This window comes from Leucobacter sp. UCD-THU (assembly GCF_000349545.1).
Lineage (GTDB): Bacteria > Actinomycetota > Actinomycetes > Actinomycetales > Microbacteriaceae > Leucobacter > Leucobacter muris.
The window spans coordinates 133538-157990 of record NZ_KB714600.1 but is presented as its reverse complement, the minus strand read 5'-3'; the positions used below and the strand labels follow the sequence as shown (position 1 = coordinate 157990).

Below are 24453 nucleotides of genomic sequence, written 5' to 3'. Positions count from 1 at the left end.
CGAGCCCGAAAAGCGCTTCGAAAACCGATCCGGGCGCCGTGCCCCCTGCCCGGTCGACCCCCGACCGCCACCGACCCTCCGGAGCCCAGCGATGACCGCCGTCGAAACCGCCACCGGGCTCGGCCCCGCAGGCGGATCCCCCCGCGCCGCGCGCGCCGCCGGATCCTGGAGGTCCCTGCTGCGGCCCGGCCTGATCCTGCCGCTCCTCGTGCTGCTCGTCGCCCTCGCGTGGGCGGTCGCCCCCGGCATCTTCACCTCGCAGAGCCCCACCGAGACCGTGGCGCCCGCGCTGCAGGCGCCGAGCGCGCAGCACTGGTTCGGCACCGACGCCACCGGGCGCGACCTGTTCTCGCGCGTCGTGTACGGCGCCTCCGAGTCGATCTCGGCCGCGCTGCTGGCCGTGCTCGTCGGGCTCGTGTTCGGCTCCCTCATCGGAGTGTCCGCGGGCGCGGTCGGCGGCTGGATCGACGACGTGCTCATGCGTCTCGTCGAGGTGCTGCTCGCCATCCCCACCCTGCTGCTCTCGCTCAGCATCGTGATCCTGCTCGGCTTCGGCACCGCGAACGCGGCGATCGCGGTCGGCGTGACATCGGTCGCGGTATTCGCGAGACTGTCGCGCTCGCAGGTGATGAGCGTGCGGGCGAGCGAGTTCGTCGAGGCCGCATACGGATCCGGCGGCACCTTCCTCGGCGTGCTGCGCCGGCACGTGCTGCCGAACTCGCTCACGCCCGTGATCGCCCTCGCCGCTCTGCAGCTGGGATCCGCGATCCTGCAGATCTCCACCCTCGGCTTCCTCGGCTACGGCGCGCCGCCCCCCACCCCCGAGTGGGGGCTGCTCATCGCCGAGGGGCGCAACTACGTCGCCACCGCCTGGTGGCTGACGACGCTGCCCGGCCTCGTCGTGGTGCTCATCGTGGTCGCCACCAACCGTCTCAGCCAGGCCATCAGCTCAGGAGGACGAGTATGAGCGAGCAGCCGCTGCTCAGCATCCGCGATCTCGCGGTGCAGTACCGCACCCGCCGCGGCCACGTCGACGCGGTGCGCGGCGTGAGCTTCGACGTCGAGGCCGGCAAGGTCACGGCGGTGGTCGGCGAGTCGGGGTCGGGCAAGACCACCGTCGCCCAGTCGGTGATCGGCCTGCTCGCCTCGAACGGCAGCATTTCGCGCGGCTCGATCCAGCTCAACGAGCGCCGCCTCGGAACGACCGAGCTCGTCGGCCTCTCCGAACGGCGGTGGCAGGACCTGCGCGGCCGCTGCGTCGGGCTGATCCCGCAGGATCCCGGCAACTCGCTCAACCCGGTGAAGACCGTGGGGCGCTCGATCAGCGAGTCGCTGCGCATCCACGGCAGGCCGAGCCGCGAGGAGGCGCGCGACCGCGTGCTCGCGCTGCTCGACCAGGTCGGCATCGACGACCCGGTGCGCCGCGCCGGGCAGTACCCGCACGAGTTCTCGGGCGGCATGCGGCAGCGCGTGCTGATCGCTGCCGCCATCGCGAACAACCCCGAGCTGATCATCGCCGACGAGCCCACCTCGGCGCTCGACGTCACCGTGCAGCGAACCGTGCTCGACCTGCTCGACACGCTGCGGCGCGACACCGGCACGGGTGTGCTGTTCATCACGCACGACCTGGCGGTGGCCGCGGATCGCGCCGACAGCGTCGTCGTGATGCGCGGGGGCGAGGTGCAGGAGTCGGGGCCCAGCGACCGCGTGCTCGCGCAGCCCGAGTCGGAGTACACGAAGCGGCTCATGCACGACGCACCCTCGTTCGGACGCGTCGTCGAACGCGAGAGCATCGCGGTCTCGGAGCGCCCGCTCGGTGCGCAGGCTCCGCTCGGAGCCCAGGCTTCAGGCGGGGCGCAGGTTGGTTCGACCGCCGAGCCCTCGTCCGCCGCCCCCGGTCCGCTGCTCGAGGTGCGCGGGCTGCGGCAGGAGTTCGGGCACGGCGCCAACGCCTTCGTGGCCGTCGACGACGTCTCGTTCTCCGTCGCGCGCGGCACCACGCACGCGCTCGTGGGGGAGTCGGGGTCGGGCAAGACCACCACCGGCCGCGCGATCGCGGGCTTCGCCAAGCCGACGGCGGGCAGCATCCGCATCGACGCCGGAGCCGGTGGCGCTACTGTCGTGCGGAGCGCCGGTGGCGCTGCTTCCGCGCGGGACTCCGTCGGGGGTGGCGCTGCCGCCGTGCACGGCGCCGATGGCGCCGACGGCACGGACGCCGCACCGGACGCCGCTGCCGTCGGCACCATCGCCTCAGCAGCGGGCGACCCGCTCGAGGTCACCGCGCTGCGCGGTCGCGCCCTGCGCGAGTTCCGCCGCACCACCCAACTCGTCTACCAGAATCCCTACGGCTCCCTCGACCCGCGACTCTCGATCGGGCAGACCCTCGCCGAGCCCCTGCGCAACTTCCACATCGGATCCCGAGGCGAACAGGCCGACCGGGTCGCTCACGCGCTCGAACTCGTCGCGCTGCCCGCCGACTTCGCTCATCGGCAGCCGCGCGAGCTCTCGGGCGGACAGCGGCAGCGCGTCGCGATCGCGCGAGCGCTCATCGTGGAGCCCGAGCTCGTCGTGCTCGACGAAGCGGTGTCTGCGCTCGACGTGACCGTGCAGGCGCAGATCCTGCGGCTGCTCGCGCGGTTGCAGACCGAGCTCGGTCTCACCTACGTGTTCATCTCGCACGACCTCGCGGTGGTGCGGCAGATCTGCGACACCGTCTCGGTGCTGCAGCGCGGCCGTCAAGTCGAGCACGGCGACACCGAGGAGGTCTTCAGCAACGCCCAGCACCCGTACACGCAGCGGCTCATCGATGCGATCCCGGGCGCCTCGCTCGCCTCGGGCCACTGGGTGATCTGAGGGAGGGCGTCAGCGGAGGCTCCCGCTGACGCGGCCCTCGAGAACGCCCGCGCCGACGATCCCCGGTCGGCGCACCGCTTCGCCACTCGGCTCGCCGCTGCGACCCGCCGGGGGATCCCGCACCGGCGCTGCGCGAGTTCGATCGTCCATCCCATCTCCTCTCGAACGGAACCCTCATGCCATCGAATACCTCGACCGTACCCGCGACCACCGACATCATCGACGCGCTGGCGGGCATCGCCCCGGGCGACGCCCTCGACGCGGCCCGCGCGCGGCGACCGGAGGCACGCACGCACGCCCAGGGCAGCTTCGAAGCGCTGTTCCTGCCCGACGACACCTCGCACGTCGCGCTGGCCGAACGCGCCGCGGTCGCCCTGTTCGTCGCGCGCCTGCACCGACAGGCCGCCGCGGTCGAGTTCTACGGGGCGCTGCTGCGCGAGACCGGCAAGGGCCTCGGCGCCGGCGCCGGAGAAGCCCTCGAACCGTTGATCGTGGCCGAGGCGGAGCGCGCCGCGGGATCGGGACCCTACGGCGCGTTCCGAGCCGAGAACGCACCCGAGAGCACCGTCGGCCCCGTCTACAGCGTGTCGTCGGTCGAGGCCGCCTACGCCCTCGGCGATCGGCTCTCGGCCGCGCTCGAGCACGCCCATCTGCTCGTGCTGCATCCCCGCGACGCCGCTCGCGAGCCCCTGCAGCACCTGCTCGACGCGGGCTGGAGCACCACCGGCGTCGTCACGCTCTCGCAACTGATCTCGTTCCTCACATTCCAGCTGCGGGTCGTGCAGGGACTCGGCGAACTGAGCACGGGTGAGGGGGCGGCGTCCCTGCCTGAGCTCGCCGCCGACGTGGCCCGCGCTGCCGGCGAGCGCGCCGACGGAGCTTCCACCCCCGCGGCCCCCGGCGCCTCCGGACGACTGCCGCAGGCCCCCAGCGTCGAGGAACCGCCGCGGTTCACGCAGCAGGTGCTCGGCTGGAAGCCGTGGCTGCAACAGCTGCCCGTCGCTGAGTTCACCGAGCGCCACTACGAGGCGCTCGTGCAGCGCGACCGTGTGCACATGCCCTACTTCAGGCTGCTCGCGCGCGATCCCGAGGCCCTGCGCGAGCGCACGCTCACCGACCTCGACATCTTCACGAACACCGATGCCGGGCTGCCCCGTGCAGAGCGCGAGGTCGCCGCGGCCGCCGCGTCGCGCTACAACGGCTGCGTCTTCTGCGCCTCCGTGCACGCGCGCTTCGCGAGCGAGAACGGAGCCGACCGCGACGACGTGCAGCGCCTGCTCGACGAGGGGGTCTCGGCCCGCCTGTCGCCCCGGCTCGACGCGATCATCGACGCCACCGTGGCGCTGACCGCGACGCCGTCGCGCTTCGGCGCCGCCGAGATCGCCGCGCTGCGGGAGGCCGGCCTCGACGAGCTCTCGCTGCTCGACGTCATCCAGGCGGGCGCGTTCTTCAACTGGGCCAACCGTCTGATGCTCTCGATCGGAGAGCCCACGCTCTGAGCCCCGACGGGGCGCATCCTCCCCGCAGACGCCAGCGGGCCCCGCTTCCGAAGAAGCGGGGCCCACTGCGCAGGAGCGTCGACCGGGCTTACGCCTGGGCGGCGAGGGTCTCCTCGAGCGACGCCGAGGCGAGCTCGGGGAACGCCAGCGAGACGCCGTGGTTGGTGAGGACGCCCTCGTGCGCGTTGAGACCCTTCGCGAGCGACGCGTCGTCGTTCAGCGCCTTGACCCAGCCCTTGTCGGCGATCGCGACCACGTAGGGGAGCGTCGCGTTGGTGAGCGCCGCGGTCGAGGTCTCGGGCACCGCGCCGGGCATGTTCGCGACGCAGTAGTAGATCGAGTTGTGCACCTCGAACGTGGGGTTGTCGTGGGTGGTGGGCTTCGAGTTCTCGAAGCAGCCGCCCTGATCGATGGCGATGTCGACGAGCACCGAGCCCTGCTTCATCTGCGCGACCATCTCGTCGGTGACGAGCTTCGGAGCCTTCTCGCCCGGGATCAGCACGGAGCCGATGACGAGGTCGGCGTCCTTGAGCGCCTCGGTGATGTTGTGCGCGTTCGAGGTGCGGGTCTGGATGCGACCGTTGAACTCGTCCTCGAGCTGCTTCAGGCGGGGGATCGCGATGTCGATCACGGTGACCTCGGCGCCCATGCCGTAGGCGATGCGGGCCGCCTGCTCGCCGGCCGCGCCGCCGCCGATCACGACGACCTTGCCGCGACGGGTCGCGGTCACGCCGCCGAGGAGGATGCCGCGGCCGCCGTTGGCCTTCATGAGCGAGTAGGCGCCGACCTGCACCGAGAGGCGCCCGGCGACCTCGGACATGGGCGCGAGGAGCGGCAGGCCGCGGTTCGGCAGCTGCACGGTCTCGTAGGCGATCGCGGTGGTGCCCGATGCGAGCACGGCCTCGGTGAGAGCCTTCTCGGCGGCGAGGTGCAGGTAGGTGAAGAGCACCTGACCCTTGCGCAGCTTGTCGTACTCGGAGGCGATGGGCTCCTTGACCTTGAGGATCATGTCGGAGTCGGCCCAGACCTGATCCGCGCTCTCGACGATCTTGGCGCCGGCGGCGGCGTACTCTTCGTCGGTGATCGCCGAACCGAGGCCGGCGCCGGCCTGCACCAGCACCTCGTGGCCGCGGCGGGCCAGCTCGTAGACGCCGGCCTGCGTGATGGCGACGCGGTTCTCGTTGTTCTTGATTTCGGTGGGGATACCGACGCGCATGATCTGCTCCAGAGTGTTCGGAATGCGATGTAGGTCCGTATGCCTGTTGATCGTTCGCGTGCGTGATCACGGCATGGGATGTCTCCGATTGTGCAGTATATTCGCTTTCCGTAAAAGAAACATGAATTCTCTTCGGAAATAGTCGCTAAAGTGGAGAGTAATAGAGCGAAAACGGAGCTGTGATGACTGAGGATTCGAAGAATCTGCGCCCCGAGGCGAGCCTGGATCAGGTCGACCGCAAGATCGTGGAGGAACTGCAGACGAACGGCCGCATCACGAACGCCGAACTGGCGGAACGGGTGGGCGTCGCCGCGTCGACGTGCATCGCCCGCGTGCGCAGCCTGGTCTCGCGCGGCATCATCACGGGTTTCACGGCCTCGGTCGACCCGCGCGCCATGGGGCTCGGGCTGCAGGTGCTCGTGAGCGTCACCGTGCGATCGGGCGCGCGGCAGCGGATCGCCGAGCTGAGCGATGAGCTGCGCTCGCTGCCCGAGGTGATGCAGCTCTTCTTCCTGGGCGGCGTCGAAGACTTCATCATCCATCTCGCCGCGCGCGATTCGGATCACGTGCGCGACTTCGTCATGGAGCACCTCTCGGCGCACCCCGCGGTGTCGTCCACCCGCACGAGCATCGTCTTCAGCCATCACCAGAACCCCGTGCAGGCCTGAGTCCGCGGGCCGAGCCCGCTGATCGGCCGGACCGGCCGAACCGCTGCCCTGACCGGTCTGCGCGTCAGTGCGCGGTCGGAGGCAGCAGCCGGGTCTCGTAGGCGTCGAGCGCGAGCTCGGCCGCGTGGATGGCCTGGGAGCTGTAGCGCCCGATCGCCCGCTCCTCGAGCAGCGCCTCCCGCTGGGCCTCGAGGGCGACTCGGGCGAGCCTCTGATACGTCTGCGCCGGATGCTCGGCGCCCTGCACCTCGATGGGGAGGGTGGGCGCGGCCGCGGCTGCCAGGGGGAGCAGGGCGCTGCGAGCGCTCGCGCGGGCGCGCTGCACCGCGATGTCGGTCTGCTCCTGCTGCCGCGCATCCTTCGGCGGCTGCGGTGCCTCCTTCTCGAGCTCCCTCTCGCGCTCCTCGACGGCCTCGTCGATGGCCTCGTCGGCGGCCTCGTAGAGGTCTCTGGAGAGCGAGACGAGCTCGGCCTTCTCCTGCCCGGTACCGGCGCCGTCGGGCCAGAGCTTGCGGATGAAGACGGGCAGCGTGAGGCCGTGCAGCAGCAGGGTGACCACGGCGACCGCGAAGGCGGCGAGCACGAGCTGCGGGCGGTAGGGAACGGTGGTGGGGATCGACTGGGCCGCAGCGAGGGTGACCACGCCGCGCATGCCGCTCCACGACAGCACGACGCCGTCGCGCCAGCCGAGCTGCTGCTCGCGCTCGTGCTCGAGGTCGGCCGCCGAACGCCGGGTTCGGATGTCGAGCTTGCGCAGCCGGTCTCTGAAGCGGCCGTCGTCCCTGTCGGCGATGCCCGAGCTCTGCACCCGCTCGTTGAGGTGCGCGTACCCCGCGTTGCGGCGCTCGTAGCGCCGCGTCACGCGCTGCATGCCGGCGATGAGCGGCACCATGAAGGCCGAGCGGCAGAGGATGAGCAGTGCGACGAGCCCGAGCGAGAGCAGGCCGATGTGCTGCAGTCGCAACTCGCTCTCGCCGACCTGCGCCACCAGCGAGTGCAGCTGCAGCCCCATGATGAGGAACACGCCGTTCTCGAGCAGGAACTGCACGGTGCGCCAGTTGAGTCGCTCGTTGGTGCGCGCGGAGGCGCTGAAGCGCTGCGAGGCGTGGTGGCCGGTGTAGAGCCCCGTCACCACGACGGCCAGCACGCCGGAGGCGTGCAGCTCTTCGGCGGGGATGAAGGCGACGAAGGGCACGATGAACGAGATGATCGTGTCGTGCACGGGGCTGGTGAGCTTCGACCGGATCCATACCGTGATCACGCCGAAGAGCAGGCCGACGGCGATCGCGACCGAGACGGAGAGGAAGAACGATCCCGTGGCCGAGGAGAGCGCGAAGCTGCCCGCCACGGCCGCGGTGGCGGTCTTCAAGAGCACGAGCGAGGTGGCGTCGTTGACGAGGCTCTCGCCCTCGAGGATGGAGACGACGCGCTCGGGCATGCCGAGCCGTTTGCCGATGGAGGTCGCCGCGACCGCGTCGGTGGGGCTGATGACCGCGCCGAGCGCGATGGCAGCGGCGAGCGGGATGTCGGGCACGATCCAGTGCACGAGGAAGCCGACGGCCACCGCCGAGATGATGACGAGCAGCACCGACAGGCCGATGACGGGCCGGAAGTTGCGTCGGAAATCGACGATCGGCACGTTGACCGCGGCCGAGTAGAGCAGTGGCGGCAGCACGACCACCAGGATGATCTCGGGGTCGATGTCGATGAGCGGCACGAACGGCAGATAGCCGATGCCGATGCCGACCACGACGAGCAGCAGGGGAGCCGCCACGCGGATCTTGCTGCCGACGATCGACGCCCCGACGAGCAGGATCACCGCGATCACGGAGAGGAGGCCGAATTCCATGGTTCTAGGTTCTCACGGCCGGGGCGCGGCTTCGGATCGACGTGCGGGGCCCGGCGCCGTGGGAGGCCGGATCACCGTCGACTGACCGCGGGATCGGTGAGGATGAGGGCGGGCGCCTGCTGCCCGTGGAAGGCGCTCCAGCGCGTGGCGGCAGGGGCGAGCGCGTCGACGTCGATGCGCTCGCCGGGAAGCGCCGACAGTTCCAGGCCCTCGGGCTTGCGCGTGCCGCGCCTCCAGGTGCCAACGACCCTGCCGTCGGCGACCACCGTCGCGAGGAACATGCCGTTGCGGCCCGGCACGATGCGTTCGAAGTGGGCGGGGTCGAGCTGCGCCTCACGATCGGTGTAGCCGAGCAGGTGCTCGTCGAACGCGGGCAGCATCAGCCACGGATCGCTCGCCGAGTCGACCGACGACGTGGTGAGCAGCCGCGGGTGCGCCCAGAGCGCGCCCGCGGCACCTGCAGCCCCGTCGAGGCGCAGCGGCGCGAGGCGACCGCTCTCGGAGGCGAGCGCGATCGCCTGCCGGGCCTCGCGCACCGTCAGTCCCGTCCACCAGGCCAGATCGCGTTCTCGGATCGGCCCGCGCGCCTCGGCGTACCGAGCCGCGAGTTCGGCGAGCGCCTCGTCGCCCTCGAGGGAGCGGGGATCGCGGATCCACTCGTCGGCGCGCACGAGCAGCGGCTCGCCGCCGCGCGCGGGCCCGAACACGGCGAGGCTGTTCTGGCACAGCCACCAGATCAGGTGGTACCGCCAGTTGCCCTGCCACTCGATGCCCGCCTCGGTCCAGGTCGCAGCGAGGGAGTCGCGGTCGAGCCCGCTTCCTTCCGCCGCGAGCCCGGTGAGCGCCTCCATCGACACCTCGACGAGCCGGTCGAGCATCGCGTCGCTCATGCCCAGATACTCGCGCCGTTTGGGCGCGCCGGAGAGCACGCGGTGGTTCGTCGCCCGCTGCATCCAGCCGATGTCTTGGGCCGCGACGACGTGGATGGTGCCGCGCATCGGCCACGAGCGCACGATGAGGCCCTCGTCGAACGCCGCGTGCACGTCGGCGAGCCCCGTGCCCGGCGCGCGGAGCCCGAGCGCCCAGCGCGAGGAGCGCCAGTCCTGCCCCTGCACGGCGAGCATGCGCCGTGCGACCGCCGCAATGCGCTGCGCTCCCGCCGCCCGGCCCGGCGGCGAGAGCGCCTCGCCGGCGAGCCGCAGCGCGCGCATGCGCAGGCCGAGCAGCTGCCCGGTGCTGATCGTTTCGGTCATGCGGTCAGTGTAAACCGGGCCACCGACACCGACACCGACACCGACACCGACACCGACACCGATGCCGAGGTGCGACGGATGCGGTGCCGCCTTGCGGCGGCCGCCGAGCAGACGCGGCGCCGAGCAGACGCGGCGCCGAGCAGACGCGGCGCCGAGCAGACGCGGCGCGGGGCGCGGATCAGAAGCGCGCGCGGTGGTACTGCGGCGGAACGAGCGCCTCGGCCGAGGGAGCTCGCAGCTCGTGCGCCCACCGCAGCGGCAGGTGCGGATCGGCGAGGAGCGCCCGGCCCAGGAAGACCACGTCGGCCTGCCCGGTGACGAGGATCGACTCGGCTTGCGCGGCCTCGGTGATGAGGCCGACCGTGCCGACGGCGATCGCCTCGGCGGGCAGACTGCCGCGCAGCCGAGCCGCGAGGGGCGTCTGGTAGGCGGGGCCGACGGGGATCGGGGCGACGGGTACGTTGCCGCCGGACGAAACGTCGACGAGGTCGGCCCCGTCTTCGGCGAGCCAGGACACGACCCGCTCGGCCTCGTCGAGGTCGAAGCCGCCCTCGACCCACTCGGTCGCCGAGATGCGCACGAGGATCGGCAGGCGGGCGTGGCGGCCGCGGATCGTGCGCACGATCTCGCGCAGCAGCCGTGCGCGGCGCTCGAGATCGCCCCCGTAGCCGTCACCGCGCAGGTTCGAGAGCGGCGACAGGAACTCGTGCAGCAGGTAGCCGTGGGCGGCGTGCACCTCGACGGCGTCGAGGCCGGCGGCGACGGCGCGATCGGCGGCGGTCGCGAATGCCTCCACGATGCCCGCGATCTCGTCGGCGCCGAGCGCGCGGGGCGCGGCGAGCTCACCGAACGCGGCCTCGGAAGGGGCCACGGTCTGCCAGCCTCCCTCGATGATCGGCACGGTGCCGTCGGGCTGGCCGGGCAGCCACGGGTAAGTGGAAGCCTTGCGGCCGGCGTGCGCGAGCTGCACCGCGATGCGCGCGCCGTGCGCATGCGCGATGCTCGCCAGGCGCGCGAACGCCGCCGTCTGCTCGTCGTTCCAGAGCCCCACATCGCGAGGCGAGATGCGGCCCTCGGGCGCAACCGCCGTCGCCTCGACGGTGACGAGGCCGGCGCCGCCGCGAGCGAGCGCGCCGATGTGCTGCAGATGCCAGTCACCCGGCACCCCGTGCTGCTGCTCGATCGAGTACTGGCACATCGGGGAGACCCACAATCGGTTGCGCACCTCGAGGTCGCGGAGCCGGAACGGGCGGAAGAGGATCGGGTCTGCCATGCATCGCAGTGTATCGAGCACGTCTGACATCCTCGAGGAGCCCGGTGCGCCCCGTGCCGGAGCGCTCGGAGCGGGAATGTCGGTGGTCTGTGGGAAGGTTGGAAGCGTTCCGAGACAGGTCGAGGGAGGCTCCGGATGCATGAGATCAAGTGCCCGCACTGCGCCAAGGCGTTCACCGTCGACGAGGCCGGGTACGCCGACATCCTGAAGCAGGTGCGCGACCACGAGTTCGAACAGCAGCTGCATGAGCGGCTCGAGCTGGCCGAGCAGGACAAGGCGAAGGCGCTCGAACTCGCGGCCGCGCGGTCGGCGGGCGAGATGCAGCGCGCAGCCGCCGCGAAAGACGCCGAGATCCACGAGCTGCAGGCGAAGATCGAGGCCGGCGAGACCGCGAGGCGCCTCGCCGTCGCCGAGGCGCTCGGCGCGGTCGAGAAAGAGCGCGACGCGCTCGCGAACGAACTCGAGCAGGCCCGGCAGGAGACGCAGGCGGCGGTGGAGCTGGCCGAGGCGAAGCTCGTGGCCGAGCTGCAGCGGGCGGCCGCGACGAAGGATTCGCAGATCCAGCAGCTGCGATCGAAGCTCGAGGCGGTCGAGCTCTCGCAGAGGCTCGCCCTCGCCGAGGCGGTCGGCGCCGTGGAGCGGGAGCGCGACGAGCTGCAGAGCGGGCTGGAACGGGTAGAACTCGAGAAGCAGCTCGCGCAGCAGTCGCTGAAGGATCGGTACGAGACGCAGCTGAGAGACCGCGAGCTCGAGATCGAGCGTCTGCGCGACATGAAGGCGCGGCTGTCGACGAAGATGATCGGCGAGACGCTCGAGCTGCACTGCGAGAACACGTTCAACCGGTACCGCGCCATGGCCTTCCCGAGCGCCTACTTCGAGAAGGACAACGACGCGAGTTCCGGCAGCAAGGGCGACTACATCTTCCGGGATCTCGACCCGAACGGCGTCGAGGTCGTCTCGATCATGTTCGAGATGAAGAACGAGGCCGACACCACCGCGACGAAGAAGAAGAACGAAGACTTCTTCAAAGAGCTCGACAGGGACCGCACCGAGAAGGGCTGCGAGTACGCCGTGCTCGTCTCGCTGCTCGAACCCGAGAACGAGTACTACAACGACGGCATCGTCGACGTCTCGCACCGGTATCCGAAGATGTACGTGGTGCGGCCGCAGTTCTTCCTGCCGCTCATCACGCTGCTGCGCAACGGGGCGTTGAACGCGCTGAAGTACAAGGCCGAGCTCGAGCACGTGAAGGCGCAGAACATCGACATCACCAACTTCGAAGACGAGCTCGACGCCTTCAAGGGGGCGTTCGGGCGCAACTACGAACTCGCCACGAGAAAGTTCCACACTGCGATCGAAGAGATCGACAAGGCGATCGCGAGGCTGCAGAAGGTGAAAGACGAACTGCTGGGCTCCGAGCGCAACCTGCGTCTGGCGAACGACAAGGCTCAGGGCGTTACGATCAAGAAGCTCACCCGCAAGAACCCGACGATGGCGGCCAAGTTCGCCGAGCTCGAGGGTGGCGCCGGCACTCCCGCCGGCGAGTGAGCGGGACGGAACGCGCGCGCATGAATCTGGGAACGATCCTCGAGACCTCCGTCTTCGCGGAGGCGGACGAGGCTTTCGCCGCCTTCGAGGAGTGGGCCTGGGAGGCGCGCGGGCTGCGCCTCTATCCCGCGCAGGAGGAGGCGGTGCTCGGCATCGCGCTCGGCAGCAACGTGATCCTCGCGACCCCCACCGGCACCGGTAAATCGCTCGTGGCGCTCGGCGCGCACTTCATCGCCCTCGCCGAGGATCGCCGCACGGTCTACACGGCGCCCATCAAGGCGCTCGTGAGCGAGAAGTTCTTCGACCTCGTCGATGTCTTCGGCGCCGCGAACGTGGGCATGGTGACGGGCGACACGTCGATCAACCCCGACGCCCCGATCCTCTGCTGCACCGCCGAGATCCTCGCCAACCTCGCCATCCGCGACAAAGACGTCGACAACCCCGAGGTCGGCGGCATCACGCAGGTGATCATGGACGAGTTCCACTACTACGCCGACCCCGAGCGCGGCTGGGCGTGGCAGGTGCCGCTGCTGCTCATGAACGACGCGCAGTTCCTGCTGATGTCGGCCACTCTCGGAGACGTCACCGAGCTCGCCGCCGACCTCAGCGACGCGACCGGACGCGACACCGCTCTCGTCACCGGGGTCGAGCGCCCGGTGCCGCTGAGCTTCAGCTACGAGGTCGCCCCCGCCCACGAGGTGGTCGAGCAGCTCATCGAGCACCGCCAGACCCCCGCCTATCTGGTGCACTTCAACCAGTCGCACGCGGTCGAGCAGGCGCAGGCCCTCGCGAGCATCCGCATCGTCGACCGCGCGGGCCGAGACGAGATCGCCGAAGCCCTCGGAGACTTCCGCTTCACGACCGGCTTCGGCACGACGCTCTCGCGCCTCGTGCGCGCGGGCATCGGCGTGCACCACGCCGGCATGCTGCCCCGCTACCGGCGCCTCGTCGAACAGCTCGCCCAGCGGGGCCTGCTGCGCGTCATCTGCGGCACCGACACGCTCGGCGTGGGCATCAACGTCCCGATCCGCACCGTGGTCATCACCGCGCTTACCAAGTTCGACGGTGAGAAGATGCGCCGTCTGAGCGCCCGCGAGTTCCACCAGATCGCCGGGCGCGCGGGCCGAGCCGGCTTCGACACCGAGGGCGACGTGATCGCGCTGGCGCCCGAGCACGAGGTCGAGAACGCCAAGCAGAGCGCGAAGGCCCAGGCGAAGGCCGCGGCCGGCAAAAAGGTGGGCAAGGGGCCGAAGAAGAAAGCGCCGCCCCAGGGCTTCGTGGGGTGGAGCGAGCAGACCCTCGAGAAGCTCGTCGGGTCGCCGCCCGAACCCCTCGTGAGCCGCATGCGCGTCACCCACTCGATGGTGCTGGGTGTGATCGGCCGCGGCGAGGAGTGGGAGGGCGAGGCCCTCAACACCATGCAGATGCTCATCTTCGACAGTCATGAGCCCAAGGCGCGCCAGTTCGAGCACGCCCGCACCGCGATCGAGATCTTCCGCACGCTGCGGAGCGGCGGCATCGTCGAGGTGCACGAGCACTTCGACGAGCGCAGCGGTCGAAGGCAGAAGCTGCTGCGCCTCACCGTCGATCTGCAGGCGAACTTCGCACTCAACCAGCCGCTGTCGCCGTTCGCGCTCGCGGCGATCGAACTGCTCGATCCCGAATCCGACGGCTACGCCCTCGACGTGATCTCGATCATCGAGGCCACGCTCGAGGAACCGCGCGCGATCCTGCGCGCGCAGGAGCACAAGGCCCGTGGCGAGGCGGTCGCGGCCATGAAGTCCGAGGGCATCGAGTACGACGAGCGCATGGAACTGCTCGAAGCGGTGACGCATCCGCAGCCCCTCAAGGAACTGCTCGACGAGGCCTTCCACGAGTACGCGAAAGCGGTGCCGTGGGCGCGCGACTACGAACTGCGACCCAAGTCGGTGGTGCGCGACATGGTCGAGCGTGCGTTCGGCTTCCGCGACCTCGTCTCCTTCTACCAGCTGGGGCGCGCCGAGGGCGGAGTGCTGCGCTACCTCAGCGACGCCTATCGCGCGCTCGAGCGCACCATTCCCGAGCAGGCGAAGACGCCCGAGCTCGACGAGCTCATCGACTGGCTGGGCGAGCTCGTGCGCCAGGTCGATTCGAGCCTCGTCGACGAGTGGCGGGCGCTCGAAGCCGGAAGCGAAGCTTTCGGCCGAGCGGCCGGTGCCGCGCACGGCGGCAGCCCACGGAGCGCAGCGCGGGGTGGGGCGCTCGAAGCCGGAAGCGAAGCTTTCGGCCGAGCGGCCGGTGCCGCGCACGGCGGCGGCCCTGGAACGAGCGGCGCGTCGTCGAGCCCTGCGGCCGAGGCCGCCATCGGCGCCTTCGGCGCGACGCGCTCCGTGCTGCGCAACGAGCGGGCCTTCACCGTGATGGTGCGCAACGCCCTCTTCCTCCGCGTGCAGGCCGCCGCGTTCGAGCGCTACGACGAGCTCGCCGCGCTCGACGGCCCTCACGGCTTCGGCGAGCAGGCCTGGCGCGCCGCGCTCGACGGCTACTACACCGAGTACGACGAGATCCGCGTCGACGCCGACGCCCGCGCGGCCCGTCTGCTCGAGATCGACCGAGGCGCCGAAGCGGTCTCCGAGGGCGTGTGGCGCTTCCGCCAGGTGCTGCTCGACCCCGCCGGCGATCTCGACTGGGCCATCGAGGGGGTCGTCGATCTCGCCGGATCCGAAGCCGATGGCGAACCGGCGATTCGTGTGCACCGCGTCGGCCCGCTCATCGCGGCATGACACCGGTCACGGTCGGGTGAGCTTGCGAGCCGTGCGCGACGCCGCTCCCGGTGGCGCGAACACGCGAGCCGCGCGAGCCGCGCGGACCGCTCACTGGAGCGAGAAGACGCCCGCTGGGTCGGCCGGCACGGCGGTGGCGAGCACGAACAGCACGAGCCACAGCAGCCCCGCCACCTGCACGCGCCGGTCGCGGAACACCACCTCCTCGGGCCCCTCGGCGCGGCCCGCGTCGATGTCGGCGGCGTAGTAGAGCACGATCGCGAGGAACGGCACCGCGGAGAGCACGGTGAACGTGGGGTTCATCGACTTGATCTGGAACGCCCACAGCGCATAGCCGAGCACGAGCGCGCTGCCTGCGAGGGTCCATACGAAGCGCAGGAACGACTCCGAGTAGAGCAGCAGCGTGGAGCGGGTGTGCGCGTCGGGGTTGCGCTTCGCCGAGAGCAGCTCCGAGAACCGCTTGCCGGCGACGACGAACAGCGATCCCGCCGCGATGACGAGCATGAACCACTCGGTGACGGCGATGCCCGTCGCGGCGGCGCCCGCCACGCCCCGCAGGCAGAAGCCGGCCGCGATCGAGAGCACGTCGACGATCTCGTGGTGCTTGGCCCAGAACACGTAGAGCAGCTGCAGCGCCAGGTAGGCGATGATGATCGACGCGAAGCCGGGGCGGTGGATCGCGAACGGCACGGCGATCGAGGCGCACGCGAGCAGCGCGGCGGTCGTCCACGCCGCGCCGGGCGAGAGTCGGCCGCTCGCGATCGCGCGGAAGCGCTTCGTGGGGTGCAGCCGATCCGATTCGCGGTCGAGCAGGTCGTTGACGAGGTACACCGACGACGAGGCGGCGCAGAACACGGCGAAGGCGATGAGCGTGTCGAGCAGCACCTGCGGTTCGAAGATTCGGGCTGCCGCGAGGGGCACCGCGAACACGAGCAGGTTCTTGACCCACTGCCGCGGACGCAGTGCCTGGATGAGAGAGCGCATACACTCTATTCTCGGGGATCGTGAGGCCGCACTGAGACCAGGCTGGCCCCGTTTCCGAGAACGGAGTCGATGTGCGCATCGCGCTGCTGTACCTGATCTTCGCGGGCATCGCGACGGTCGCCAATCTGCTGGCTCAGGCGGCGGTGGTGCGCCTGCTGTCGGGGGAGTGGGGGGTCGCGGCCGGGGTGCTCGTGGGCACGGTGGTCGGGCTCGCGGTGAAGTACGTGCTGGATCGCCGGTACATCTTCCGCTATCGGGCGAAGAGCTTCTCGGGCACCGTGCGCACGCTGGTGATGTACACGCTGTTCAGCGTGGCGACGACGCTGGTGTTCTGGGGCTTCGAGTTCGGCTTCCACTGGTTCTTCGGCACGGAGGCGGCTCGCTACGCGGGAGCGGTGATCGGCTTGGCGATCGGCTACGCGGCGAAGTATCAGCTGGACCGCCGTTACACTTTCGTCGAGAGGGAGGGGTAGGCAGATGGATCTGGTCTCCTGGGGTCGTCGCGGCCGTCATCCGCACCGTGTGGTGAGGCCGGCCGACCCGAGTCGCGTCGCCGATGCGATCGCGACCGGTCACCCGGGCCTCGCGGTCGGGCTCGAGCGCAGCTACGGCGATTCGGCCCTCAACGCGGGCGGGACGGCGTGGGACCTGACCGCGCTCGACGCGTTCATCGAGTTCGACGACGAGACGGGTCTGCTGCGCTGCGAGGCGGGGGTGACGCTGCGGGAGATCCAGCGGGTGTTCTCGCGCCGGGGCTGGATGCTCGCGGTGACACCGGGCACGCAGGATGTGACGGTCGGCGGCGCGATCGCCAACGACGTGCACGGCAAGAACCACGCGGCGGCGGGCACGTTCGGGTGCCACGTCGAGCGGCTCGTGCTGCTGCGCACTGACGGGGAGCGCATCGTCTGCGGGCCTCACGAGCGCAGCGACTGGTTCGCCGCGACGGTGGGCGGGCTCGGCCTCACGGGTGTGATCGTCGAAGCGACGATCCGCCTGGAGCGGGTGGCGGGGCCGTGGCTCGAGACGCGCCGGGTCGCGTTCGGCTCGCTGTCCGAGTACTTCTCGTTCGTGCGCGAGACCACCGAGCCGCTGTCGGTCGGCTGGATCGACGTGGTCACGGGCGGCGGCCGCCGCGGCATCTTCACGACGGCTCACCCGTGCTCGGCCGCGCAGACGGCCGCTCAGGCGCCGCCCGCCGACGAGCGCGCCCTGACGGTGCCGTTCACGCCGCCGTTCTCGCTCGTCGGGCGGGCGACGCTGCCCGCTCTCAACAAGGCCTACTACTGGTGGCAGCGCGCGGGCGTCGGCACGCGCATCGAGCACTACCGCAGCTACGACTACCAGCTCGACGCGATCCGCGGTTGGAACCGCATGTACGGCCCGCGCGGCTTCTACCAGTACCAGAGCACGATCCCGTGGGAGGGCGCCGAGGAGGCGACGGCCGAGATGCTGCACCGCATCGCGCGCTCGGGACAGGGATCCTTCCTGGGGGTGCTCAAGACCTTCGGCGACACGCCCTCCCCGGGCATGCTGAGCTTCCCGGCGCCGGGCGTCTGCTTCGCCCTCGACTTCCCCGACCTGGGCGATCGCACCCTTCGGCTCTTCGCGGAGCTCGACCGCATCGTGTCGCAGGTCGGTGGCCGTCTGTATCCCGCGAAGGACGCCCGCATGCCGCGCGAGCTCTTCGAGGCGGGCTACCCGAGACTGCCCGAGTTCCTGCCGTTCCGGGATCCGGGCATCGAATCCGATCTCGCCAGGAGGCTGATCTCATGACCAGGCACACCACCCGCTCGGCGCTCATCGTGGGCGCGACCTCGGTGATCGCGCAGCACATCGCGCGCCGCTGGGCCGATGGGGGCGCGACGCGCTTCGTGCTCGTGGGGCGCAGCGAGGAGCGGCTGGAACGCGTCGCCGCCGACCTGCGCGTGCGAGGCGGATCGCCCGAGGTGGCCGTCGTGGCCCTCGATCTGCTCGATCCGGCCGCGATCGAGCGCGCGGTCGCCGATGCGGCCGACCACACCGATCCCGACACGGTGCTCATCGCGCACGGGGCCATGCACGAGCAGCAGCGCATGCAGCGGGATCTCGCGCTCGCGAAGGATCAGCTCGAGGCGACGGGGGTCTCACCCTCGCTCTGGCTCGACGCGGCGGTCGGCCTCACGAGGGCGACGCGGATCGCGGTGATCGGATCGGTGGCGGGGGATCGCGGCCGCGCGAGCAACTTCCTCTACGGGTCGGCGAAGGGCATGGTGGAGCGGGTCGCCGAGGGCGAGCAGCACCGCCTGCACGGATCGGGCCGCCGGGTGACGCTCGTGAAGCCGGGGCCGACGGCCACGCCGATGACGGCGCCGCTGCAGGAGTCGGGCGCGCGGCTCGCGAGCGCCGCCGCGGTCGCCGGCATCGTGGCGCGCGGCATCGCGGCGGGCAGGCCGGTCGTCTATGCGCCGGGCCTGTGGCGGTGGATCATGCTCGCGGTGCGCCTGGCGCCGCGGTGGCTGTTCGAGCGCACCTCGCTCTAGGAGCGAGCCGTCACTCGGCGACCACCGAGGAGTCCTCGTATTCCTCGGTGAGCCCGTGCGGCGTCTTCTCCCAGCGGTGCGGGCTGAAGTACATCTGCCAGGCGGCCCGCCACGCCGCGACGGAGTGCAGGATCCAATAGAGCGGGTTGAGCAGCGCGAACGCCGCGATACGCCAGTTGTACCTGCGCCAGGCGGCCGCGCCGGCGAACGCGATCATGAGCGCGTTCGAGGCGAGCATGTTGATGGTGCCGCCGATCACCAGCCATTCGGGCAGGTCGAGGCCGATGAACTTCACGCCCACGTAGGTGATCACCGTGAAGCCGAGCACGAGCGGGTAGGCGAGGAAGGCGAGGGGGGTGCCGATGATGAGCGTCGTGAGGGTGATGAATCCGGGCAGGCCGTTCTGCTTCAGCCACGCGACGGGATGCCTGGCGTTGACGGCTCCGGTCATCATGTAGCCCTTGATCCAGCGCGTGCGCTGCTTCACCCAGGCGGGCACCTCGGCGCAGGCCTCCTCCCAGGTGACGGAGTCGACGACGCCCACCCGGCCGCCGTGCACGGCGATGCGCATGCCGAGGTCGGCGTCCTCGGTGACGTTGTAGGGATCCCAGGCGCCGAGGTTGCGCAGCTGCTCGGTGACGAAGTGGTTGGAGGTGCCGCCGAGGGGGATCGGCACGTGCCACTCGTCCATGCCGGGCAGCATCGAGTCGAACCAGTGCGCGTACTCGACCGCGAAGAGTCGGGTGAGCACGTTGTAGTCGGCGTTGAAGTAGTTGAGGGCCGCCTGCACGCAGACGAGGGGGCGCTCGTCGGTGCGGTCGACCTGCTGGGCGGTGCGGAAGCGTTCGACGACCTGCCTGAGCTGGCGCGGCTGCGGGCGGTCCTCGGCGTCGTAGATGACCACGAACTCGCCGCGCGCGAACGCGAGCCCGTAGTTGCAGGCGCGCGGCTTCGTCTGAGGGCCGCCGGGCGGCACGATGAGCATGCGCACGTACTCGGGCGGGCGCATCGCCTTGACCGCGGCGATCGTCTCGTCGTCGTCCTCTTCGAGCAGCAGCAGCACGTCGAGCTTCGACTTCGGGTAGTCGAGCGCGCCGAGGTTGGCGACGAGCTTGGTGATGATGTTGGCCTCGCGGTAGGCGGGCACGAGAATCGTGTAGACCGGCAGGTCGTCGTCGGGGATGGAGAACTCGGGATCGGGCAGGCCGCGCTGCTGCCGCTGGTGGTGGATCTCGTCGCCGAGCCGCTGCCGCCACACGCGCCGGGCGCTGCCGCGCACGCCGGCGAGCACTTTGAAGCCGACGTTGACGAGGAACATCGCGTTGGCGATCGCGAGCACGGCGACCGCGGTGAGCAGGGGGTCTAGCACGGCTCCGACGACGATGATCGCGACCGCGATGACGGGCAGCGCGCGCTGCCAGGCGTTGAGGCCGTCCTTCGCCGAGGCGGAGTTGTCGGTGCTCGCGAGCGACTCGGCGGCGCCGAAGACGAGCGCCGCGCGGCAGATCGACTGCACGACCCGCACCAGATCCCAGTCGGTGGTGGTGACGAGCTGCAGCTGGTCGACCCCGTAGCGCGCGATGATCTCGGCGCGGGCAGACTCGGCGAGCGGAACCGTGGTGGCGACGGTGATCGACGACGGGGCGTGGGCGGGGCGCTCGATGCGGATCGGCAACCAGCCGCGCTCCACCCAGGTCTCGGCGGGTTCGGCGAGGATGGCCACGGCGTCGATCTCGCCCTGCTCGTCGATCTGCACGAGGTCGACGAACGGCGCCCGCCACTGCTCGGCGAGGGCGCCGTACATCTCCATGCGCTGCACAGCGCCGTTCAGGATGAGGTGGCGGCCCAACGGCCCGCCGCCGGCGCGCTGGTCGGCGAGGGCCTGGCCGAGCTGCTGCTCGGTGATGAGCCCGCGGTCGAGCAGGATCTCGCCGATGCGGCGCGGATCGCGGCCGGGCACCCGGGTCATGAGCCGTCCAATCGTCGGAGGATGCGGATGTCGCCCTCGGAGAACACGGTCTCGTACTGGGCGAGCACCGACGGATCCTCGAGCAGGGTCGCGTACACCTGGTCGGCGACGGCGGCGCTCGACAGCGAGGGCGCCGCGGCGACGGTGTAGAAGATCCAGCGTGCGTGGCCGGCGGGGTCGCGCAGCGCCTCGTCGAAGAATTCGCCGGTGGAGCGGTTGAAGTACTCGCGCAGCGGGATGCCGATCTGCGGCAGCACGGCGTTGCCGGCGGCCGACTCGTCCATGAGGATGCCGCCGCCGTCGTAGTGGTCGCGCAGGTACCGGGCCCCGGCATCGGTGCCGTTCGCCCGCTTGATCTGCATGTAGCTCTCGGCCTCGGCGAGCACGGCGCTGCGACCGGGCAGGTCGGCGAGCGACCAGGTGAGCTGGCCCGCGAGGGCGACGACCGTGGCGACGACGGCCGCGATCCCGAGCACTCGCGCCCGACGCGCGCGCAGGCAGGTGTCGACCCACACGGCGCAGAGCATCGCCAACCACGTGAGCGACACGAGGGCGTAGCGATTGTTCCACCAGTTGGTGGGCATCGTGTGCATGTTGTTCATGTGGGTCTGGCCGAGGTAGAGGCTGAGCAGCGAGAAGGCCCATCCGGTCGCCATGAGCCACACGATGAGCGCGCGGGTCTCGAGCCTGAAGCGGGCGCACAGGGCGATGAGGCCGAGGCCGGCCACCACGAGCGTGACCGCCCCGACGGTGCCGATGATCGCCCAGTGGTACGCCCAGAGCGTCAGCCCCACGGAGCCCTGGTACGCGAGGAACCCGGACTCCGAGACGGGCGCCTGCAGCGACGCGGCCGAGTAGGGCCCGTTCATGAACTCGAGCGGGTTCTCGTAGACGGCGAAGTTGTAGGCGACCCACCAGGTCACCCCGAGCGCGGGCCACAGCACGAAGGCTCCGGCCATCTTCACGACGTGCTTGATCGACCGCCTGCGTCGCCAGGCGACGATCATCACGAAGAGGGTGCCGCTCGCGACGAGCGCCCACCCCTCGTACCGGGAGAGCACGGCGCCCGCGGCCGGCGCTCCGCTGAACACCATCATCTCTCCCGCGCTGAGTTCGCGGGAGGACAGGGCCCACGAGGCGAGACCCGCGACCGCCGCGGTGAGGAAGGCGATGAGCACCGGCTCGGTGAGGGCGGTCGTGTGCACGTAGAGCAGGCTCGGGTTCGTGACGATGAGCGCGACGAGCACGAGGCGCGCGGGGCGCCCGAGGCCGATGCGAGCCGCGATCCGGTAGCTCGCCGAGGTGATCGCGACGAGGCAGACGATGCCGAGCAGCGCGGCCGCCCAGCCCGTCGCCCAGAGCCAGTCGACCGCCACGAACGGCATCAGCAGCAGGTTCGGCAGCGGCAGCCACACGGTGCCGAGCTGCGTGAAGCCGGGCGCCTTGCTGTCGAAGATGCGGCGGGCGATCGTGAGGTGGCTCTGCGCGTCTGCGTAGGCGAAGTGCAGGTCGGTGCCGATGCTCCAGAACGCCGCCGCCGTGCCGGCGATCAGAGCGATCAGAGCGACGACGAGAGTGCCCGGCACGCGGCGTCCGGTTGCGGGCGCACCGAGCGCCGCCCAGGCCGCCCGGAGGCGGCCCGGTGCGAGCTCGGCGGTGCTCACGACCCGTCGGTGCGGCGCTCGGCCTCGTCGGCGCCGGGGTCGACTGCCGCATCGGCGCCGACGGCGGAATCGCCGGTCGGCGCGGCTGCCACGGCGTCGGGATCGACGGCTGCGGCGGAGCGGGTTCCGGCGGAGCCCTCCTCGGCGGCACCGACCTGCGTCGTGCTCGCCGCCGAGGCCGCCTCGGCCTCGACCTGGCGGGTGGCGACCAGACGGCGACGGCGAGACGCGGCCGCGATCGCGACGATCACGAGCAGCAGTACGAGCGCACCGGCTGCGGCCCAGGCGAGCCACGTGTAGTCGTCGCGGTACTCCTGCTGGGGCACGACGGCGTTGATGTCGAGCAGTTCGGGCTCGTCGTCTCCCTCGGCCTGGAAGCGCAGCACACCCGAGAGCGAGTACCAGTCGGTGCCGTCGAGGTCGCCGGTGACGCTCGCGATCAGGTCGTCGGGGGCGGACCCCTCGGGCGCCCAGCCGCCGACGACCAGCAGATCGCGGTCGCCCGACTCGAGCGCCATGAGGGCCGCGTAGGGCTGATCCACGGCGACGGTCAGCTCGGTGCTGCCAGACGGGGCGAAGGTGCGGAAATGGTCGAGGCGCAGCGGAGTGCGCAGCGCGTTCGCCTGCTCGGCCGTGGCGCCGACGAGCAGGCCGGGCCGCGAGGAGTCGATGAGCTGCTGCGCAGAGTCGACCGTGATCGCGAGTTGCCGGCTCGAGACGCGCTGCAGCGCCGCGACGACCGATCCCGCCGCCTGCACCTCGGCCGTGCTCGGCGAGTCCGAGCCCGTGGCGACCGTGAGCGCGCCGCCGAGGGTCTGGGGGAACCGGTCGAAGCCCGGACGCGCCGCTTGGCCGCGATGGGCCGTGACGGTGCTCGCGCGGGTGTCGAGATCGAGGCGCACCTGCGGCAGCAGCGACTCGTCGATGCACTCGCCGCCCGCGGCGACGGCGGTCAGCCGCACGACGAGGCCGTTCGAAGCCTCCACGCTCGACGCGGGGATCTCGATCTCGCGGTCGATGCGCGGTTCGGCGGCGTCGACCGGCAGCGTGTCGACGAGCACGTCGTTCCAGAGCACCTCGGCCGACGCGATGGTGACGGACTCGATCGTGCTGACCGCCCCGGTGAGGTGGAGGGTGTAGCCGTCGACGGGCCCGCCGAAGGCGTCCTGCGGCACGCTGATGAAGCTGTCGGTGACGCCGTAGCCGCGCAGCGAGACGGAGGCCGTGCCGAGCTCGTCGAGGGTGAGCGAGAGCGCGTCGTCGGGGTGCGTCGCGGCGGCGGAGGCGAGCCCCTCCGTCTGCGCTGCGGAGGCGAGCGGCAGGCCGGCGGAGCCGAGCGCTGCGGCGGCGGTGGCGAGCTCCTCGGGCGCGCCCGAGACGATGAGACGGGGCACGCCTCGATCGTCGGCGTCGATGCGCGTGGCCGTCGGGCCGTTGCCGGCCTCGAACGCGATCACGCGCTGCTCGACGGGGGAGACCTCTTCGGCCGCGGGGGCGTCGAGCGACACCGAGGAGCCGTTGCCGAGCCGGTGGGCGGCTGCGGCGACCGCGCTCAGGCCGGCCCCGAGCAGTTCGGGATCGCCGCCCGTGACCACGTCGACGCGCTCGACCCAGGGCGAGAGGAAGGTGTCGACGGTCTCGGGGGGCGCCGCCTCGCCCGCGTAGTCGAGTGAGGCGTCCGTGATGGCGATCCGGGTGCCCTGCTCGCGCTGCGCGGTCTCGCTCGCGACCCAGCAGACGCGGCCGGTGTCCCAGGGCAGGGAGAACACGAGGTTGACGGTGCCGTCGAACACGTCCTCGCCGCTGAGGGCCAGACGGATCTCGCCGTCGGCGGGTGACACCGTGCCGAGGTGGCGGCGCTCACTGCTCACCTGCACCCGGGCCTCCGGGTCGCCCGCGAGCAGCGACACCTGCGCGGTGAACTCCAGCGGGGTCGTGCCGGTGGGCACGGCGAATGGGATCCAGAGGGAGCCCCCGCTCGCGAGCTCGGCGCGCTCGCTGCGGGACGTCGGATCCGCGTGGCCCGAGACCGTCGCCGCGGCCTCGGACTCGACCGCCTCTTCGAGCTGCTCGGGCAGCGAGGGCTCCGCCGGGGTGGTGGAGTCGGCGGGGTTCTCCGGCTGATCCGGTGCGACGTGGGGCCGCACGACCGACGCGGCACCCGCTCCCGGTTGTGCGAGGGCCGGAGCCGCGCCAGCTCCGAGGCTCGCGAGAACGAGAAGCCCCGAGAGCGTAGCCGCGGGGGTGCGGCCGAGAAGCCGTCGATCCCTGGCTCGCGCGGTGGATCCGGAAACGGACACGGGTGTGCTCATCGTGGAACAGCCCTTTCCCCTGAAAGTTATGCAGATACCCGTAATACTACGTGCGTCGAGCAGTGAATCCTGCGAGTGGCT

Annotated in this window: 16 protein-coding genes and 1 pseudogene; 9 read left to right on the top strand and 8 right to left on the bottom strand. The window is 71.1% G+C overall.

What is annotated here, in order from left to right; genetic code table 11:
- The first annotated feature begins 91 nt into the window (after positions 1–91).
- The 3 genes from H490_RS20165 (at position 92) to H490_RS20155 (ending at position 4352) form a co-directional block, all read left to right on the top strand.
- Entirely contained in the window at positions 92–967 is an 876-nt protein-coding gene (locus H490_RS20165; protein ID WP_017883232.1) for an ABC transporter permease, read from the top strand.
- Complete coding sequence (locus H490_RS20160) at positions 964–2853, top strand: dipeptide ABC transporter ATP-binding protein (protein WP_017883231.1); 1890 nt, start codon at positions 964–966, stop codon at positions 2851–2853. The genes H490_RS20165 and H490_RS20160 overlap by 4 nt, the downstream gene beginning before the upstream one ends.
- 176 nt (positions 2854–3029) lie before the next feature.
- The gene (locus H490_RS20155; protein WP_017883229.1) at positions 3030–4352 is read left to right on the top strand and encodes an alkylhydroperoxidase domain protein; all 1323 of its coding nucleotides are present in this window, start codon (positions 3030–3032) and stop codon (positions 4350–4352) included.
- 88 nt (positions 4353–4440) lie between these two features.
- Here H490_RS20155 and ald read toward each other — a convergent pair whose 3' ends face one another.
- Complete coding sequence (ald, locus tag H490_RS20150; RefSeq protein WP_017883228.1) at positions 4441–5568, bottom strand: alanine dehydrogenase; 1128 nt, start codon at positions 5566–5568, stop codon at positions 4441–4443.
- Positions 5569–5750: 182 nt separating this feature from the next.
- Here ald and H490_RS20145 point away from each other — a divergent pair, with 182 nt between their 5' ends.
- On the top strand, positions 5751–6236 hold the full coding sequence (locus H490_RS20145) for an Lrp/AsnC family transcriptional regulator (RefSeq protein WP_017883227.1): 486 nt from the start codon (positions 5751–5753) through the stop codon (positions 6234–6236).
- A 64-nt stretch (positions 6237–6300) separates the two neighbouring features.
- Here the strand turns inward: H490_RS20145 and H490_RS20140 are convergent, their stop codons facing one another.
- From H490_RS20140 to H490_RS20130, 3 genes are all read right to left on the bottom strand, one after another.
- Positions 6301–8085: a cation:proton antiporter gene (locus H490_RS20140; protein WP_017883226.1), complete on the bottom strand. Its 1785-nt coding sequence runs from the start codon at positions 8083–8085 to the stop codon at positions 6301–6303.
- Positions 8086–8156: 71 nt separating this feature from the next.
- Entirely contained in the window at positions 8157–9338 is a 1182-nt protein-coding gene (locus H490_RS20135; RefSeq protein ID WP_017883225.1) for a winged helix DNA-binding domain-containing protein, read from the bottom strand.
- A 178-nt stretch (positions 9339–9516) separates the two neighbouring features.
- Positions 9517–10611 (bottom strand): NADH:flavin oxidoreductase/NADH oxidase, encoded by a 1095-nt coding sequence (locus tag H490_RS20130; protein ID WP_017883224.1) that lies wholly within the window; start codon positions 10609–10611, stop codon positions 9517–9519.
- Between the two features lie 135 nt (positions 10612–10746).
- Between H490_RS20130 and H490_RS20125 the strand changes: the two genes are divergently transcribed.
- Both H490_RS20125 and H490_RS20120 read left to right on the top strand, forming a co-directional pair.
- Positions 10747–12159 carry a DUF2130 domain-containing protein gene (locus H490_RS20125; RefSeq protein WP_017883223.1) on the top strand — a complete coding sequence of 471 codons (1413 nt, stop codon included), beginning with the start codon at positions 10747–10749 and terminating at the stop codon, positions 12157–12159.
- Positions 12160–12179: 20 nt separating this feature from the next.
- Positions 12180–14921: a DEAD/DEAH box helicase gene (locus H490_RS20120; RefSeq protein WP_017883222.1), complete on the top strand. Its 2742-nt coding sequence runs from the start codon at positions 12180–12182 to the stop codon at positions 14919–14921.
- Positions 14922–15011: 90 nt separating this feature from the next.
- Here the strand turns inward: H490_RS20120 and H490_RS20115 are convergent.
- Positions 15012–15926, bottom strand: a pseudogene (locus H490_RS20115) (decaprenyl-phosphate phosphoribosyltransferase); the annotation flags it as partial.
- A gap of 50 nt (positions 15927–15976) precedes the next feature.
- Here H490_RS20115 and H490_RS20110 point away from each other — a divergent pair.
- From H490_RS20110 to H490_RS20100, 3 genes are read left to right on the top strand one after another with little or no spacing between them, the layout of a single operon-like run.
- Positions 15977–16378 (top strand): GtrA family protein, encoded by a 402-nt coding sequence (locus H490_RS20110; protein ID WP_017883220.1) that lies wholly within the window; start codon positions 15977–15979, stop codon positions 16376–16378.
- A 4-nt stretch (positions 16379–16382) separates the two neighbouring features.
- Positions 16383–17681 (top strand): FAD-binding oxidoreductase, encoded by a 1299-nt coding sequence (locus H490_RS20105; protein ID WP_017883219.1) that lies wholly within the window; start codon positions 16383–16385, stop codon positions 17679–17681.
- Positions 17678–18427, top strand: a complete 750-nt coding sequence (locus tag H490_RS20100) for an SDR family NAD(P)-dependent oxidoreductase (protein WP_017883218.1) — start codon at positions 17678–17680, stop codon at positions 18425–18427. Before H490_RS20105 ends, H490_RS20100 begins: the two co-directional genes overlap by 4 nt.
- Positions 18428–18437: 10 nt before the next feature.
- Here H490_RS20100 and H490_RS20095 read toward each other — a convergent pair whose 3' ends face one another.
- Genes H490_RS20095 through H490_RS20085 form a run of 3 tightly spaced genes read right to left on the bottom strand, consistent with a single transcriptional unit; the run spans position 18438 to position 24372 of the window.
- Positions 18438–20396 carry a glycosyltransferase gene (locus H490_RS20095; RefSeq protein ID WP_017883217.1) on the bottom strand — a complete coding sequence of 653 codons (1959 nt, stop codon included), beginning with the start codon at positions 20394–20396 and terminating at the stop codon, positions 18438–18440.
- Positions 20393–22060 carry a hypothetical protein gene (locus H490_RS20090; RefSeq protein ID WP_017883216.1) on the bottom strand — a complete coding sequence of 556 codons (1668 nt, stop codon included), beginning with the start codon at positions 22058–22060 and terminating at the stop codon, positions 20393–20395. The genes H490_RS20095 and H490_RS20090 overlap by 4 nt, the downstream gene beginning before the upstream one ends.
- The gene (locus H490_RS20085) at positions 22057–24372 is read right to left on the bottom strand and encodes a cellulose biosynthesis cyclic di-GMP-binding regulatory protein BcsB (RefSeq protein WP_152424191.1); all 2316 of its coding nucleotides are present in this window, start codon (positions 24370–24372) and stop codon (positions 22057–22059) included. The genes H490_RS20090 and H490_RS20085 overlap by 4 nt, the downstream gene beginning before the upstream one ends.
- Between the last annotated feature and the right edge of the window lie 81 nt (positions 24373–24453).